Below are 15,731 nucleotides of genomic sequence, written 5' to 3'. Positions count from 1 at the left end.
CGGTTCTCGAAAGCCGTGCCAGCCGACTCACCGGAGCGAATTTCTCAAACGGTCTCCGTCCCGGTGTGGAAAAGGTTAATGCCCGCCGCCACCGCCGCCCTGGGCCGCCGGTTTCTTCACGAAGGGCAGGGCGATGACCAGCACCAGGAACAGCACGGTCAACAGATCGAAGATGTCGTTGAAGGCCATGATGGTGGATTGCTGCTGGGCGAGGCCGGTCAGCCGCGAGATGGCGGCGAGGTGGGCGTTGCTGCCGAGCCCCGACAAGGTGTGCTCCATGCCGCTGATGGTCGACATGGCGGTGGAGCTGGTGATGTTGACCGCGTCGCGCAGCCGGTCGAAATGCAGGTCGCTGCGGTTGGTCATGATCTGGTTGATCAGGGCGAGACCGACGGCGCCGCCGAGGTTGCGGGTCAGGTTGAACAGGCCCGAGGCGTTCTTCATCTCGGCCGGCGGCAGTGTGCCGAGCGCGATGTTGTTGATCGGGATCATGCAGATCATCATGAACACGCCGCGGAAGATCTGCGGCCAGAACAGCTCCCAGAAATCCCAGTCGGCGGTGAATCCGGTCGACAGCCATGTGGCGACGGCGATGCCGGCAAAGCCGATGCCCATCATGACGCGCGGGTCGAGCTTGCTGGACAGGCGGCCGGCGATCGGCGCCGTCAGCAGCATGGCCACGCCGGAGACGAACATCGTCTCGCCGATCTGTAGTGCCGAGAAGCCGCGGACGCGGGCGAGATAGAGCGGGTAGAGGTAGGTGAGGCCGTAGAGGCCGATGCCGAGGCAGAAGGAGAAGGCGCTGCCGAAGGCGAAGTTGCGGTTCTTGAACGCCCAGAGGTCGACGACCGGGTTCTTGCGGGTGAAGGCGCGGACGAAGAACACGATGCCGCCGATCACCATGATGCCGGTCAGCAGCGCGATGCGCTCGTCGTCGAGCCAGTCCTTGCTCGGGCCTTCCTCCAGCACGTATTCCATCGAGCCGAGGAAGGCGGCCATGGCGCCTCGTTCCACTGCCGCTAAAAGAATGCTTCCTCAAAACCCGGATCAAACACCTAGATCCCTCGCAAGAGGCGGGCTATGAAAAATACTAAGGCAGCTAAACCACAAATTGCCGTCAGTAAGAAGAGGCATCGGAACGACTTGCCAAATGTCCAAGGCTGGATAAGCCAATTAGCGTCATTATTTGCCACGGAGCGTCGGACCGGCTCGCTTGTAAAGAGCTTAAGGTCGGCAGTCATTTCGCCTTCGAGCACTTTCAGCGCCTCCTCCGCATGTTTCACAAGAAAGGCTGATCGTTGGTCCAATTTCCAAAATACAAAGGAGACCACGACCAGTATGGCCCCTAAGGCGATTCCGACAACTGCATAATTGAGGGAAGCCTGCCCCACGGCGCCAATTCCGGCTATAATCAAACCAGAGAACGCCGAGAAAAAATTAAATACAGTCAGCCTCTGGCTGGCGTGGATCTCAAAATACTTCCAAACGTGGTTGGCAATGGCCTCATTACTTAGAATTCTGTCGCCCATGCTACTCTTATCTCTCGATATGTTGCCCAAGCCGCTCCTTGCACAACTGTTTCACAAGTGTAATCCCAACGTTCCAAAAAGCAAATTCGGTCCTTATCATTTTTTCCCCGAGCCCTTGCGCCCATAAAAAGCTTTCGATATTCAATTCTATACAATTAATAATTGCAGGCCGTTGAGCATGAGAAAGCGCAGACGTAAGCCGATTGACGCCGCCAAGAATGCAATCAGGGGTACTTTCAATACCCCGAAGAGCCCATATCTTACGCATATTCACAGGTTTGGCGCGCCCAAAAAATCGGGAGTTGATCTTATACTTGGTGGGCTTGCGTCGTTACCGTCGAGTGAGACGCCCGAATTCCTAGCTTGGCTGACAGGTTTCCCGTCCAAGACGGTAAGAATATTTCCTGTATCTCCCGTTCGCGAACCGTCATCTCTTGTATTTTCCGACGTTCAGACCGGGATGTCCTTGACTAATCGTGTCCATCTCCTAATAAAACTTCTAGACGAACAGCGCGAGAAGATTACCCGCTTTTGGAAACTCCAAGAGGGGATCGAAAAGCAGGTTCTTCTTGGTGAATTCGAAGCCGCATTGGTCGCACTTGACCACATAGAGCAAGAGTTTGGACTTTGTCTCTGGGCAATCGAGCTGCGTATCGCGATCTTGCAAACAGGACGTGGCCTTGAGGCTCAGAAGGAGTTTGCTGGTTCATTTGGGCGTGTTGCACCGGGAAGCGCCGCTGCCGTCATTGCGTATTGGGTAAGCCAACGCAACGAAGAGGGAACAATCTATGCCCGATTCCAGTCGCGATTGCGCAATAGCATGGCTAACTGGAAGGTGCCAGTAACGGTACATCTTGCCTACAGCTATTTGCTCGGTATCGAGACTTTTGAATCATTGAGTGACGAACAAGCCTCGGGGGTTCTTGCTTCGATTAGCTCTCTCTCGATCATCGATGCTTACATGACCCTCCGGGACGCTCTAAGTAGTTTGAGTGAGTCTGAACAAATCCCGTCTGCAGAAACGCTATATGCTTTCTCCCGATTGACATCAGGAGGCGATGCGTTGGGAGAACGAATGCAGTTCCTCCAAAGTCCTACTTTACAATCCGTAGCCGAGCTAAATAGGGATGTGAAAGGAAATGGTATATCGCTTGAAGCGTTTTTGTCTAATCCAGAGGAGGTAAATGTAAAGTTTACGGATTTTGCTGCCGATATTGCGCGATTGGTTGCAATTTCAATCGAAAGAAATACGAATTTTGCGCAGACTATCGATGCAGGTCTGAAACGGTTAGCCAATTTTCGGCATCTAGACATTATTCGCGCCATAAGCTCTTTTGTAATGCTGCAGTCTTTTGACTTGCCTGTATTTTCGCTTTCCCGCGCTAGTGGCCTTTTCTTATTTTCAAAAACTCTACATCCTTGGCAAGCCATTACAATCCCGGCCTCTTGCGCGGATGTCCTTCTTGAGATGACGAAAGCCGTGGCGCCAGCGGCTGAGGTGCGACAAGCACTTTCTGGTGACGCTATTGCCTGTGCAGGGTCCCCCATCGCTCGCGAGATTTGCGCTCGAAAAGCCCTCGCTGACGGCTCGCCTCAGCTCGCGCTAGACGTTCTCTGTCATTATCCCGTAGCCGGATCGCGCGACGAGCGAAGGATGGCACCGATTATAGTGGCTGCCTATATCGAACTGGGAAATCTTGAGAATGCGGTGGGTACAGCAGCAAGTCTCTGTGTAAACGGCGAGGGAACTCGCCAACTATTGGCGCTAGAGAGGATAACATCCGAGTTGAGGGCTATCCGCTTTGAAATCGATAATAAGCTTTCCCTCGCGGTGGTTCTCTTCGAATACCTGCAAATTAAGGAAGACAGGGAGATCTTTCAACAGCTGCAGTTTGCGTACGAGGATACGCTTGCTGGGTATGGATTTGAGCGACCTACCCAACTAGCCGAAAGCGGCCTTGCGGCGAACTCAGCGGCTGTTAAAACTTTCCTTCGCAACGTGTGCATACCGGCGGTTATGGACGTCAGCTTCTGGCTTTTCAAAACCTCGCGCGATACGCTCCGAGAGCGAATCTCGGTTTGCTCATCCCTTGCCTTGATCGACAGCGACCGTAGCGCAGAATATCGGAATGAAATCAAAGATATAACGAGAGGCATAGATATTGAAGAGGGGATCGAAGACGTAGATCGCAGCAGAGTATTTGTAGATCTTGTTCGTCTTGGACGTTGGGCATCGAAAGAGTTGGCAGAGAGCTTTGAACGATACAAAGCGCTGACCCGCGCCAAATCCGGCTTCGAAGATCCCGGAGAGTTCGAAAAGCTTGTCAAAGATTTCCTTGGAGGGAAAGATGTTAGCGGTACTGGCTTGGTGCTCTATCCGAAAGATGAACAGGGGCAGTTATTAATTGAGATTATAGATTCGGTCGTTCATCGCTACTTTAATGATGAGGAGTGTGGTCTCGATGCCTATCTCAGCATGCGCGTGCGACATGGCTCGTTGGCGGGGCATCTGCGAGGCCCTCTAGAGGAAGCGGGAGTCCTTGTTGCCCGTGATAAAGCGACCGGAAAATTTGACGTCCCTGACAGGTGGCGTGATTTCAAGGAAGACATCGAGCGCTTTTCTATCGAGTATGAACAGCTTGTATCCGATCTGATAAAGACCCGCCTTCAAATTCGTACACCGAACAAACCAGATGGTCTGTTTGCCTACGAAATGACTCCCTTGTCAGTTTATTATGTTAGGTCGGGTATCGACGAGTCGACCACGCTGGATGATCTGCTTCAAAAAATCTACGAGATGTTGGATGTCTTCCTTCAGCGTAGCCTTCAACAGGTCAAGAACTATCTTATCGGTGATTTTCGTGAAAGGGCGGAAAGCGCCCTAGGAATGCTTAGCGACTCGAAGTCGCTCGCAAGCTCACACCAAGCACGCCTCGAATTGCAAAAAGCGGTGGCTGAAGCCTCAACAGACTGGCAGGCAAGCTTGGACAGGGTCGCAGCCTGGTTTGCGCCAAACGAAAAGAATGAGCGTGCTGCACTCCGAACGATGCATCAAATTGTTGAAATTGCTGTTCAGGCAACGATGAACGCTCATCGCTCGTTTGAACCGAAGCTGGAGATGGAAATCGAGGACCTTGGCCTCCAAGGCCCTGATGTTCTTGTCGAAATTACTGACATCCTCTTCACAGTGTTAGATAATGTTCATCGTCATTGCGGCGTTAACGGCAATACGCCGAATGTCAAAATAAAGATGCGTAGCGAGCCCCTTGAGGACGATAGCGCGATACGAGTCATAATCAATGTTGAGAGTGAAGTTGCTCCTCACGTAATATCAGCGAATAATAAAAATAGGGTTAACAAAATACGAGAACAAATAGTCTCTGGAGACTGGCGATCGAGGGTAAAGCTTGAAGGAGGGTCTGGATTCCTTAAATTGAAACGTATAGTAGCATCTGATAATCGGCAGTCGCTTGACTTTTGTTTCACGGATAACTCATTCGTTGTTAGTGTGAGTGTCGTGATAGCAATTACCCTGCAAAGTGAATCCATAGAGACCGCATGATGCCCCGAGTTTTGCTTGTCGAAGACGATGCATTTAAGGCTAAACGTATATCGGACTTCGTGCGTAGTCGGTACAAAGACGCTACTATGTGCGTAGAGCGATCGGTATCGAGTGGACTAAGTTCCATTGTTGACTCTAAACCCACAATTATGCTGCTAGATATGTCTTTAAGTACCTATGACGTTGGTCCGCATGAGGCTGGAGGGCGCCCACAGAACTTTGGTGGCCTTACCGTGTTTGAACACATGGTTCGCCGAAAAATCTCCATTCCCACAATCGTTATTACTCAATTTCCGGGATTCAAGCGAGACGATGGCGCCGAAGTCAGTCTAGATGCTTTAAGATCTGAGCTGCATCTCAAATTTCCAAATACCTTCAAAGCATTACTTTGGTATAGCTCGGGTGACCGGAAATGGGAAGCGGAACTAGAATACTGGATGAACGACATTCTCTCTTATGGGAGTAAAAGGTGAGAATACTAATTGTTGATGACGATGCGGCTAAACTTCATCTATTAAAGTCACTTGTGGAGAGTAAATGCTCGGATGCCGACTCAGTTGAAACAGAAACGACAAGTCTGGCTGCCCGGGAGCGGCTGTCTCTAATTCGCTACGATTTACTTATTCTTGATATTGCATTGCCTTTTCGTGATGGGGATATTCCTGACGAAAAGGGTGGTCTCAACCTTCTCACCGAGCTAGAGCGAAGTCAGCGGTTCAAAAAGCCGCCAAATGTTCTTGCATTGACAGGGTTCAGAAAGCTGCTGGAAGAATTCTTGGATAAATTTAATAATGGTGTTTGGGTCGCGGACCTCTATGACCCTGCTGATAATGGATGGCGTGAACGTCTTGTGGCGAAGGTAGGCTATCTGAGATCATCATTAGATCAAGTTAAGCCGCTCTATTTTAAAAGGGACGTGTGCATAGTTACTGCACTATCATCGCCGGAACTGGATTTCGTTAGAAGAATCCCATGGGGATTCGGCCCTGCCCAAGCGTTCGACTCGGCGAGCTTTCACTATTCCGGTCGCTTTGAGAGCGGTGGCAAGCAATATTCGGTTGATGCGATCTCTGCGCCTCGTATGGGGATGGTCGCCACCGCAACACTAGTCACTAAGGTTATTTGCAATCTTCGGCCTCGCTTGGTTGTTATGGCTGGAATATGCGCGGGAGTCCGGGGGGAGGCGGAGCTTGGAGAGGTTGTCGTTGCTGATCCCGCGTGGGATTGGCAAATGGGAAAGTACACCAAGGAAACATTCGAGATTAATCCTGATCAGATTTGTCTTTCGCCAGAAATAACAGAGAAGTTTAAAGTTCTGGCGCAGGATAGCCATGCTCTTCTGACGATCTCCGAGAGGTTTGAGGGGGAGAAGCCGATCGCGATACCGCGCATTAAGTGCGGGCCGATGGCCTCTGGCTCTTCGGTGATCGCTGACGAGACAGTTACAGAAGAGGTGCGTAAGCAAAATCGGAAGCTAATAGCTTTTGATATGGAAATGTACGCTGTCTACAGCGCATGCAGGGATGCTGCGTCCCCACGTCCTATAATGTTCGGTTTGAAAGGTGTCTGCGATCACGCTGATCATTATAAGAATGATAGATATCAGAGATACTCTTCTCATCTCTCGGCAGGTACCATCCAGCTCTTTCTGGAACGATATGCCGCCGACTTGCTATAAGTCTATGTGGCGCTTCCGTGAAGAACTTGGCCCACAGCGCCTCCTTCCACCCGGCGAAAAGAATGCACTATCGAAAACCGCGATCAAACACCTAATGCCCGCCGCCACTGCCGCCCTGGGCCGCCGGTTTCTTCACGAAGGGCAGGGCGATGACCAGCACCAGGAACAGCACCGTCAACAGATCGAAGATGTCGTTGAAGGCCATGATGGTGGATTGCTGCTGGGCGAGGCTGGTCAGCCGCGAGATGGCGGCGAGGTGGGCATTGCTGCCGAGCCCCGACAAGGTGTGCTCCATGCCGCTGATGGTCGACATGGCGGTGGAACTGGTGATGTTGACCGCGTCGCGCAGCCGGTCGAAATGCAGGTCGCTGCGGTTGGTCATGATCTGGTTGATCAGGGCGAGACCGACGGCGCCGCCGAGGTTGCGGGTCAGGTTGAACAGGCCCGAGGCGTTCTTCATCTCGGCCGGCGGCAGTGTGCCGAGCGCGATGTTGTTGATCGGGATCATGCAGATCATCATGAACACGCCGCGGAAGATCTGCGGCCAGAACAGCTCCCAGAAATCCCAGTCGGCGGTGAATCCGGTCGACAGCCATGTGGCGACGGCGATGCCGGCAAAGCCGATGCCCATCATGACGCGCGGGTCGAGCTTGCTGGACAGGCGGCCGGCGATCGGCGCCGTCAGCAGCATGGCCACGCCGGAGACGAACATCGTCTCGCCGATCTGTAGTGCCGAGAAGCCGCGGACGCGGGCGAGATAGAGCGGGTAGAGGTAGGTGAGGCCGTAGAGGCCGATGCCGAGGCAGAAGGAGAAGGCGCTGCCGAAGGCGAAGTTGCGGTTCTTGAACGCCCAGAGGTCGACGACCGGGTTCTTGCGGGTGAAGGCGCGGACGAAGAACACGATGCCGCCGATCACCATGATGCCGGTCAGCAGCGCGATGCGCTCGTCGTCGAGCCAGTCCTTGCTCGGGCCTTCCTCCAGCACGTATTCCATCGAGCCGAGGAAGGCGGCCATGGCGGCGAGGCCCCACCAGTCGAACACCTTGAACAGGCTGAAGTCGGGTTCGTCGAAGTCGATCAGGAAATAGCTGGTCACCGTGACGAAGATGCCGGGGATGATGTTGACCAGGAACAGCCAGTGCCAGGAGAACAGCTCGGTGAGATAGCCGCCGGCCGTCGGGCCGATGGTCGGCGCCAGCGTGGCGACCAGGCCGATGATCGGCGTCACCAGCCCCATCTTGCTGCGCGGGAAGATGGTGTAGGCCGAGGCGAACACCGTGGGGATCATGCCGCCGCCGATGAAGCCCTGCACGGCGCGCCACAGGATCATCTCGTTGATCGACGACGAGAAGGCGCACATCATCGAGGCGAAGGTGAAGCCGCCGGCGGCGATGGTGAACATCCAGCGCGTCGAGATCATCCGCGACAGGTAGCCCGACAGCGGGATCATGATCACTTCGGCGATCAGGTAGGAGGTCTGGACCCAGGAGATTTCGTCGTTGGCGGCGCCGAGGCCGGCCTGGATCTCGCTGAGCGACGCCGAGACGATCTGGATGTCCAGGATCGCCATGAACATGCCGAACACCATGCAGATGAAGGTGAACAGCCGGCGGGTGGTGAAGGTGGGGCCGGCACCGGCCGAGGCAATGGCGGACATGGGGTGACCGATGGCTGTCGGCCGAGGGTGCGCGGCGGGAGGCGCCGCGCAAGCCGGTCGGTTCGAAACGAGTGAGGGGCCTCAGCCGGTGGGCGCGGTGCGCGGATCGGCGGCGACCACCACGGAGAGGCCGGGGCGCAGCTTGCCGCTCGCCGCCACGTCGGCCGGCACCGAGATGCGCACCGGCAGGCGCTGCACCACCTTGGTGAAGTTGCCGGTGGCGTTGTTGGCCGGCAGCAGGCTGAACACCGAGCCGGTGGCCGGCGACAGGCTCTCGACCTTGCCGAGGATGGTCTCCTCCTCGCCGAGGGCGTCGACGGTGATGCGCACGGTTTCGCCCGGCACCAGCTCGGCGAGCTGGGTTTCCTTGTAGTTGGCCTCGATATGGGCGCTGCCGGTGGCGACCAGCGAGGCGAGCTGCTGGCCGGGCGTCACGTAGGTGCCGACTTCCAGCGCCTTGTTGCCGACCACGCCGTCGACCGGCGCCCGGATCTCGGTGAACGACAGGTCGCGCCGTGCCTTGTCGACGGCGGTCTGCAGCGTCTTGCCGGTGGCCTCGGATTCGGCCTTCTGGGCCTTGAGAACCTCGATGTTGGCCTCGGCGACGGCGACGGCCGCCTCGGCGGAGGCGACGGCGGCGCGGGCGGCGTCGCGGTCGGTGCGGGCGTCGTCGAGCTGCGACTGGGCCGACACCCTGTTGGTGACCAGCGTCGTCTGGCGGGTGAAGTTGATTTCCTTCGATTCGAGCGTCGCCTGGGCGGAGGCGACGCCGGCCCTCGCCTGCGCCACCTGCGCCTCGCCGGCGGCGATCTGCTTGTCGATGCGGGCGATGGTGGCGAGGTTGCCGGCGAGCGCGTTCTCGGCCTGGGCGACGGCCAGCGTGTAGTCGCCGCTGTCGATGCGGGCGAGGACGTCACCCTTCTTCACCACCTGATTGTCGGCGACCATCACCTCGGTGACGTAGCCGGAGGCCTTGGCGGCCAGCGTGGTGATGTCGGCGGCGACATAGGCGTCGTCGGTGGTGACCAGGAAACGGCCGTCGATCCACCAGGCATAGCCGGCCTTGCCGCCGAACCAGGCGGCGGCGCCGATGAGGGCGACGAGGACGAGGCGGCCCAGGATGCCCTTCTTCTTGGGCGGTTCGGCCGCGGCTTCGGCCGGCTTGCCGCGCTCGACGAGGTGCGGCCCCGGCTTGGCTTCATGGGTGTGCGGCGGGGTCGGCTGGGGAGCGTGCTCGCTCGCCGGGCGGATCGCAGTGACAGTGGCTTCCGAGCCGTCGCTCTCGTGAGCGGCGTTGCCTTCGCGCTTGGCCATGGTGATCTCCATATGTCCGTCGCCGGCTTGCCGGGAGGACCGCGCCGCTCTCTGGTGCCGGGCAAAATATCTGGATCAGTATTGTTGCTGATCGTCGAAAGTGTTATCTCATGACCGAACCGTTCGGTCAATATGCGATGGCGACGGTTGGTTGACGTTTTGCCCCGCGAACGGGCATTCTCAGCAAAACGTGATTGTCGGCATCGCTTCCGTGAGGCCGGATCGCCAAAGGCAGGATAGCCCGGCAGGGCTGGAAGGCCGACAATGCAGCCGGTCCCGCGAGGACCGCGAGGGCAGGGGTGGATGAGCAAGGTATCGGCGCGGCCCGGCGAAACGGTGGCCGGCCCTGAAGGGCAAGACAGCGAGAAACGCAGGCAGATCCTCGACGGAGCCCGCGAGGTGTTCCGAGCCAAGGGCTACGAGGGCGCCGCGATGGACGCCATCGCCAAGGCGGCCGGCGTCTCCAAGGGCACGCTCTACGTCTACTTCACCAACAAGGACGAGCTGTTCGAGGAGCTGATCACCGACGAGAAGCGGGAGCTCGCCGCCGCCCTCGACGCCTTCGAGCCGACGGAGGGCAGCTTCCGCGACAACCTGCGCGCCTTCGCCATCAGCTTCAACGAGCTCCTGACCGGCGAGAACCACATGTCGTCGATCCGCATGGTGGTCGGCGCGGTGGAGAAGTTCCCCGCCGTCGGCGCCATGTTCTTCCGGGCCGGCGCCGAGCGCGGCACCACGCGGCTGACCGAGGCCTTCGCCCGGGCCATCGAGGACGGCCGCCTGAAACCCTGCGACCCGGCCGTCGCCGCCCAGCATTTCATCGCCCTCTGCACCTCGGAGGTGATGAAGAAGTCGCTGTTCGGCTGCGGTCTCCGGCCGACGCCCGAGGGCGTCGAGCGGATCGTCGACAACGGGCTCGACGTGTTCATGGCCTACTACGGCCGGACCTGAGCGGAAATTCTACTGGGGCGGGCATCTGGCTTAGTCTTCTGCGCTTCCGGTGCTCACGGGCCTTAAGCCCGCTCCGCTCCGGTTCTCGAAGCCGTCGTCATCTGCCGCACCCCAGCGAATTTCGGCTCAGGCCCTAGGAGCGCTCCGTTATGGGAGCCCGATATCGGCGTTGCGCCCCATTCTGCCCGAGATTCTACGCCTTCGCGTAGAATGCCAGAGCTATATATAAAACAATAACATATCCCATTCATATGGTGTCTCCCTGCGCGAAGGCGCGGGACCTCTGGCGGATAGAGCGGCAAGGCGGGGGATCCGGCGTAATGCCCCTGACATATTCATCGGCTATCACGATTGCACGCGCGTGCAACGGCCGATGATCCATCGGCGTCTTCTTGTCGAACCACAACGAGAGCCAACCATGTCGTATCGCAAGATTTCCGTCACGCTCGCCGTGGCGAGCGCCATCCTGGCGTCGACGGCCGCCGCAGCGCTGGCCCGGGACGTCACCGTCAAGGTCTGGTCCGGTGGCACCGGGCCGACCGCCAACTATCGCATCGACGCCATCAAGATGGCCGCCGACCTCTATCAGCAGGAAGCCGCCATCCGGGGCGAGGACATCAAGATCACCGTCGAGGGCCAGGCCTGGAGCGGCTGGGACGACTTCAAGCAGGCGGTGACGCTGGCCGGCGAATCGAACACCGCCCCCAACATCATCGTCTCGGGCCACGAGGACATCGGCAGCTGGTCGAAGTCGGGCCTGTTGCGCCCGATCGAGGACTATGTCGATTTCGACGCCTGGCCGCTCAACCAGATCTACCCGAACCTGATCGCCGTCTCGAGCTTCGACGGCAAGATCTGGGGCATTCCGCAGGACGCCGAGGCCCGCCCCTTCTTCTTTTCCAAGACGCATCTGCGCCAGATCGGCTATTCGGACGCCGACATCGAGGCGCTGCCGGCCAAGGTGGAGAGCGGCGAGTACACGCTCTATTCCATGCTCGACGACGTCAAGAAGATGCAGGACGGCGGCTTCGTCGAAAAGGGCAAGGGCTTCCTGCCGCGCCCGGTCAACGGCACCGATTACTGGCAGTTCTACACCAGCTTCGGCGGCGAGATGGTCGACGAGGAGAGCGGCAAGCTGCTGCTCGACACGGCGGCGCTGACCGGCATGTACCAGTTCTTCGTCGACGCGGTCGACAAGGGCGTGGTGCCGGCCACCCATCTCGGCAGCACCTGGGACAGCTGGCACCAGGCGGTGGCCGGCGATCAGGTCGGCGCCTGGCACGCCGGCACCTGGCAGAAGGCCGAATGGGAGACCAAGTGGGGCCTCAAGGACTTCTTCGGCCAGATGCAGTACAGCCTCATTCCGGCCGGCAATGCCGAGGGCCACGCCAACACGCTGACCCACCCCTTGGTCTACCTGTTGTCGAAGGCGGGCAGCGACGAGGACGCGGCGCTGTCGGCCGAGCTGATCACCATCGCCTCCGAGCCGCGCATCAACGCGCTGCATGCGGTGAAGTCGGGCCATCTCGCCATCGGCGAGGCCGAGGCGGCCATTCCCTTCTACGCCAACGACCGCTGGACCGCCACGGCCACCGAGGGCCTGCTGCCGCACGCCAAACCGATCCCCAACGACCCGAATTTCGGCGTCGTCTGGAAGGCCATGTTCAAGGGCCTCGAAGCATCGTGGACCAAGACGTCGTCGGTCGCCGACGCCGTCAAGGCGGTCGAGACCGAGGTGAAGACCTCGCTCGGCGACGCCATCATCATCCGCTGATCGCGGCGGCCGGGTGGGGGCTCCCCGCCCGGCGTGCCGGTTGGCCCGGAGATATCCATGCCCTTCCAACGTTACCTCCTCGGCCTCGGATTCCTGAGCCCGGCGCTCCTGGTGCTCGCCGGCCTGTTCCTGATGCCGGTGGCGCTGACCGGCATCATCGCCTTCACCAACATGAGCATTTCGACCGGCGTCAGCGGCGGCGCCCATGTCATCACCGGCAACCTGCTGACCGGCCTCCGGGACGACGGCGTCGAGCCGGCGGCGCTCGACAGGCTCGCCGAGACGGTGTTCGAGGTCACTCCCGAGGCGCTGGCCCGGGCGCGGGCGGCCGGCGTCGATCCGGCCTTCGTCGCCGACATCGAGGAGCGGCTGGTGGGCCGCCGGTTCACCGACGGGCGCGCCTTCGAGCGCGAGCTCAAGGGCCTGCCGCACCGGCCGCGCGCCATCCGCGATCTCAAGGTCGCCGCCGACCTGTTCGGCGCGTCGATCCTCAACACGCGCTTTGCCGACGCCGCGGCGGCGCGGCAGGCGGTTGTCGGCGTTCTGCCGGACGCGCCCGAGGCGACGGTGGACCGCATCGTCGCGGCGAGCTACACCGGCTGGCAGTGGACGACGGGCAATTTCGCCCGCCTGCTGTCGAGCCCCGACACGCTGCGGCTGATCGTCAACACGGTGTTCTACGTCGCGGCAACGCTGTCGTTCACCGTCTTCGTCGGCCTGTTCCTGGCCATCGGCACCTTCTACCTGCCGCCGGCCACCGCCGGCGTGTTCAGCGTGCTGTGGCTGCTGCCGCGCCTGACGCCGGTGGTGCTCTATGCCGTGATGTGGAAGTGGTTCACCTGGGAGGGCGGCTTCGTCTACACGGCGGCCGAAGCGCTGGGCCTGCCGGCCTTCAACTACATGAAGGGCTCGGTGCCGACCGCCTGGACCATCGTCATCCTGGTCAACGGCTTCATCGGCGCCTCCTTCTCGATGATCCTGTTCTCCAGCGCGCTGAAGGCCATCCCCATCCAGCAGTTGTGGGCGAGCGAGGTGGACGGCGCCAGCCGCTGGCAGCAGGTGCGCTACATCGTCCTGCCGCAGCTGCGCTGGCCGATCCTGTTCGTCGTCAGCTACCAGACGCTGTCGCTCTTGTCCTCCTACCAGGAGATCTGGCTGACCACCAACGGCGGGCCGGGCCGGACGACCTCGGTCTGGGCGCTGGAGTCCTTCAACACGGCGCTCAACAACTACACCGGCGACCTGCAATACGGGCTCGGCGCGGCCATGGCCGTCATGCTGGTCGTCGTCGGGGTGACGCTGTCGGTGATCTACCTGCGGCTGTTCCGCTTCGACGACCTCGTCGGCCGGCCGAAGATCGAATTCTGAGGAGGACGGCGTGAGACGGACCCTCTCCCTGTGGCCGCTGGCGCTGCTGCTTGCGCTGGCCAGCGCGCCGATCGCCATCATGTACCTGTTCCTGCTGGTCGACACGGTGACCAACGCGCCGCCCGGCTCGGCCATTCCCAATGCCCTGACGCTGGCCCATTGGCGTTTCCTGGTCGATCCCAGGGTGACCGGCGACGTCTGGCGGCCGACGGTCACGACGCTGCTGTTCACCGCCAGCATCGTGGCCATCGTCCTCGTCGTCTCCTCGACCGGCGGCTATGCGCTGTCGCGCCTCAACGTGCCGTTCCGCCGCTTCCTGCTGGCCGGGGTGCTGGTGATGCACGCCTTTCCGCTGGTGACGCTGATCATCGGCGTGTTCCTGGTGCTGCAGTTCGTCGGTCTCTACAACACGCTGACCGGCGTCATCCTGGTGAAGGCGGCGCTGATGCTGCCCTTCGGCATCTGGATCATGAAGGGTTTCTACGACACGGTGCCCTGGGAGATCGAGATGGCCGGCGTGCAGGACGGCGCCAGCCGCTTCACCGTCTGGCGGCGCCTGGTGCTGCCGCAGGTGAAGCCCGGCCTGTTCGCGCTGGCGCTGTTCGCCGCCATCGACGCCTGGGGCGAATACATGCTGCCGCGCATCCTGGCGCCGTCCAGCGATTTCCAGGTGCTGTCGACCTATCTCAACGCGGTCTCCGACCCGGATTCCACCACCTACAACTTCAACCTCTTCAAGTCGGTCGGGCTGTTCTACATGCTGCCGATCCTGGCGCTCTACGCCATCTTCCGCGAGCGGCTGACCAACATCTTCGGCGGAGGCACCAAAGGCTGATGCGGCTCACCATCTGCGACTTCACCAAGACCTTCGACCGCACCACGGTCATCAAGGACATGAACCTCGTGGTCGAGGACGGCGAGATGCTGGCGCTGCTCGGCCCGTCCGGCTGCGGCAAGTCGACGACGCTGTTCGCCGTCGCCGGCATCCACCGCGTCGACGGCGGCGCCATCCTGTTCGGGAAACGCGACGTCAGCCACCTGCCGAGCCAGAAGCGCAACGTCGGCGTGGTGTTCCAGAACTACGCCCTCTATCCGCACATGACGGTGTTCGACAACATCGCCTTCCCGCTGACCATCCGCCGGGAGGGCAAGGCGGACATCGACCGCAAGGTGCGCGCCATCGCCGAGCTGGCCCATATCGGCGACCTCTTGGCGCGCCGCCCGTCGCAGCTGTCGGGTGGCCAGCAGCAGCGCGTGGCGCTGGCCCGGGCGCTGGTCCGCCAGCCGGACGTGCTGCTGCTCGACGAGCCGCTCGCCAATCTCGACGCCCGGCTGCGCCTCGAGATGCGCTCGGAGATCCGCCGCATCCAGATGGAGACCGGCATCACCTCGATCCTGGTCACCCACGACCAGGTGGAGGCGATGTCGATGTGCGACCGCATCGCCATCATGGACCAGGGCGCCATCCGGCAGGTGGCGACGCCCTCGGAGATGTATCGCCAGCCGGCGAGCCGCTTCGTCGCCGGCTTCCTCGGCAATCCGCCCATCGTCTTCCTCGACGGCGAGGTAACGGGCGATGGCGGTTTCGCCAGCCGCGGCGTCAGCCTGCCGCTGCCGGGCCGGCTCCGCCATCTCGAAGCCGGCCGGCCGATCAGCCTGGGCATCCGGCCCGAGCATGTCGGCACATCCGGCGGCGCCCGCGTTTCCGGTCAGGTGGTGTTCGTCGAGCCGCAAGGGCGCGAGACGCTGTTCGACATCGAGCTGGAAGGCGGGGCCATCCTGCGCTCGATCCAGCCGGCCGGCGACGATGCCCGTGTCGGCGATCGGGTCGACTGGGCGGTCGACAGCGACAGGCTGCTGGTGTTCGACCGGCACGGCAACGCGGTTTGAGGCGATCA

General features: G+C 60.1%; 11 protein-coding genes. 7 read left to right on the top strand and 4 right to left on the bottom strand.

Translation table 11 applies throughout. From position 1 onward, the window contains the following. Positions 1-75: 75 nt before the first annotated feature. Positions 76-999 carry a DHA2 family efflux MFS transporter permease subunit gene (locus CJ014_RS20940; RefSeq protein ID WP_100082448.1) on the bottom strand — a complete coding sequence of 308 codons (924 nt, stop codon included), beginning with the start codon at positions 997-999 and terminating at the stop codon, positions 76-78. A 56-nt stretch (positions 1,000-1,055) separates the two neighbouring features. Further along, complete coding sequence (locus tag CJ014_RS20935) at positions 1,056-1,529, bottom strand: RipA family octameric membrane protein (RefSeq protein ID WP_100082447.1); 474 nt, start codon at positions 1,527-1,529, stop codon at positions 1,056-1,058. A gap of 178 nt (positions 1,530-1,707) precedes the next feature. On the opposite strand from CJ014_RS20935, the gene CJ014_RS27600 reads away from it, so the two are divergent. Together CJ014_RS27600 and CJ014_RS20925 are read left to right on the top strand one after the other, a co-directional pair. After that, positions 1,708-5,091 carry a hypothetical protein gene (locus CJ014_RS27600; protein WP_133121897.1) on the top strand — a complete coding sequence of 1,128 codons (3,384 nt, stop codon included), beginning with the start codon at positions 1,708-1,710 and terminating at the stop codon, positions 5,089-5,091. Positions 5,092-5,560: 469 nt separating this feature from the next. Beyond that, a complete protein-coding gene (locus CJ014_RS20925; RefSeq protein ID WP_100082445.1) occupies positions 5,561-6,769 on the top strand; it encodes a phosphorylase family protein in 1,209 nt (402 codons plus the stop codon). A 91-nt stretch (positions 6,770-6,860) separates the two neighbouring features. Here the strand turns inward: CJ014_RS20925 and CJ014_RS20920 are convergent, their stop codons facing one another. Then, on the bottom strand, positions 6,861-8,426 hold the full coding sequence (locus tag CJ014_RS20920; RefSeq protein ID WP_100082444.1) for a DHA2 family efflux MFS transporter permease subunit: 1,566 nt from the start codon (positions 8,424-8,426) through the stop codon (positions 6,861-6,863). Positions 8,427-8,507: 81 nt separating this feature from the next. Then, a complete protein-coding gene (locus tag CJ014_RS20915) occupies positions 8,508-9,740 on the bottom strand; it encodes an HlyD family secretion protein (RefSeq protein WP_245427506.1) in 1,233 nt (410 codons plus the stop codon). Between the two features lie 303 nt (positions 9,741-10,043). Between CJ014_RS20915 and CJ014_RS20910 the strand changes: the two genes are divergently transcribed. The 5 genes from CJ014_RS20910 to CJ014_RS20890 all read left to right on the top strand — a co-directional run bounded on the left by CJ014_RS20910 (position 10,044) and on the right by CJ014_RS20890 (position 15,723). Then, entirely contained in the window at positions 10,044-10,691 is a 648-nt protein-coding gene (locus tag CJ014_RS20910) for a TetR/AcrR family transcriptional regulator (protein WP_165790928.1), read from the top strand. A 418-nt stretch (positions 10,692-11,109) separates the two neighbouring features. Further along, positions 11,110-12,465, top strand: coding sequence for an extracellular solute-binding protein (locus CJ014_RS20905; RefSeq protein ID WP_100082441.1), 1,356 nt, complete (start codon positions 11,110-11,112; stop codon positions 12,463-12,465). A 57-nt stretch (positions 12,466-12,522) separates the two neighbouring features. Then, a complete protein-coding gene (locus CJ014_RS20900) occupies positions 12,523-13,833 on the top strand; it encodes a carbohydrate ABC transporter permease (RefSeq protein ID WP_100082440.1) in 1,311 nt (436 codons plus the stop codon). 10 nt (positions 13,834-13,843) lie between these two features. Then, positions 13,844-14,668, top strand: coding sequence for a carbohydrate ABC transporter permease (locus CJ014_RS20895; protein ID WP_245427503.1), 825 nt, complete (start codon positions 13,844-13,846; stop codon positions 14,666-14,668). Further along, entirely contained in the window at positions 14,668-15,723 is a 1,056-nt protein-coding gene (locus CJ014_RS20890; RefSeq protein WP_100082439.1) for an ABC transporter ATP-binding protein, read from the top strand. Before CJ014_RS20895 ends, CJ014_RS20890 begins: the two co-directional genes overlap by 1 nt. Positions 15,724-15,731: the final 8 nt, after the last annotated feature.

This window comes from Pleomorphomonas carboxyditropha, assembly GCF_002770725.1.
In the GTDB taxonomy this organism is placed as follows: domain Bacteria; phylum Pseudomonadota; class Alphaproteobacteria; order Rhizobiales; family Pleomorphomonadaceae; genus Pleomorphomonas; species Pleomorphomonas carboxyditropha.
The sequence above is the reverse complement of the archived record's forward strand: the minus strand, read 5'-3'. Positions and strand labels throughout refer to the sequence as shown.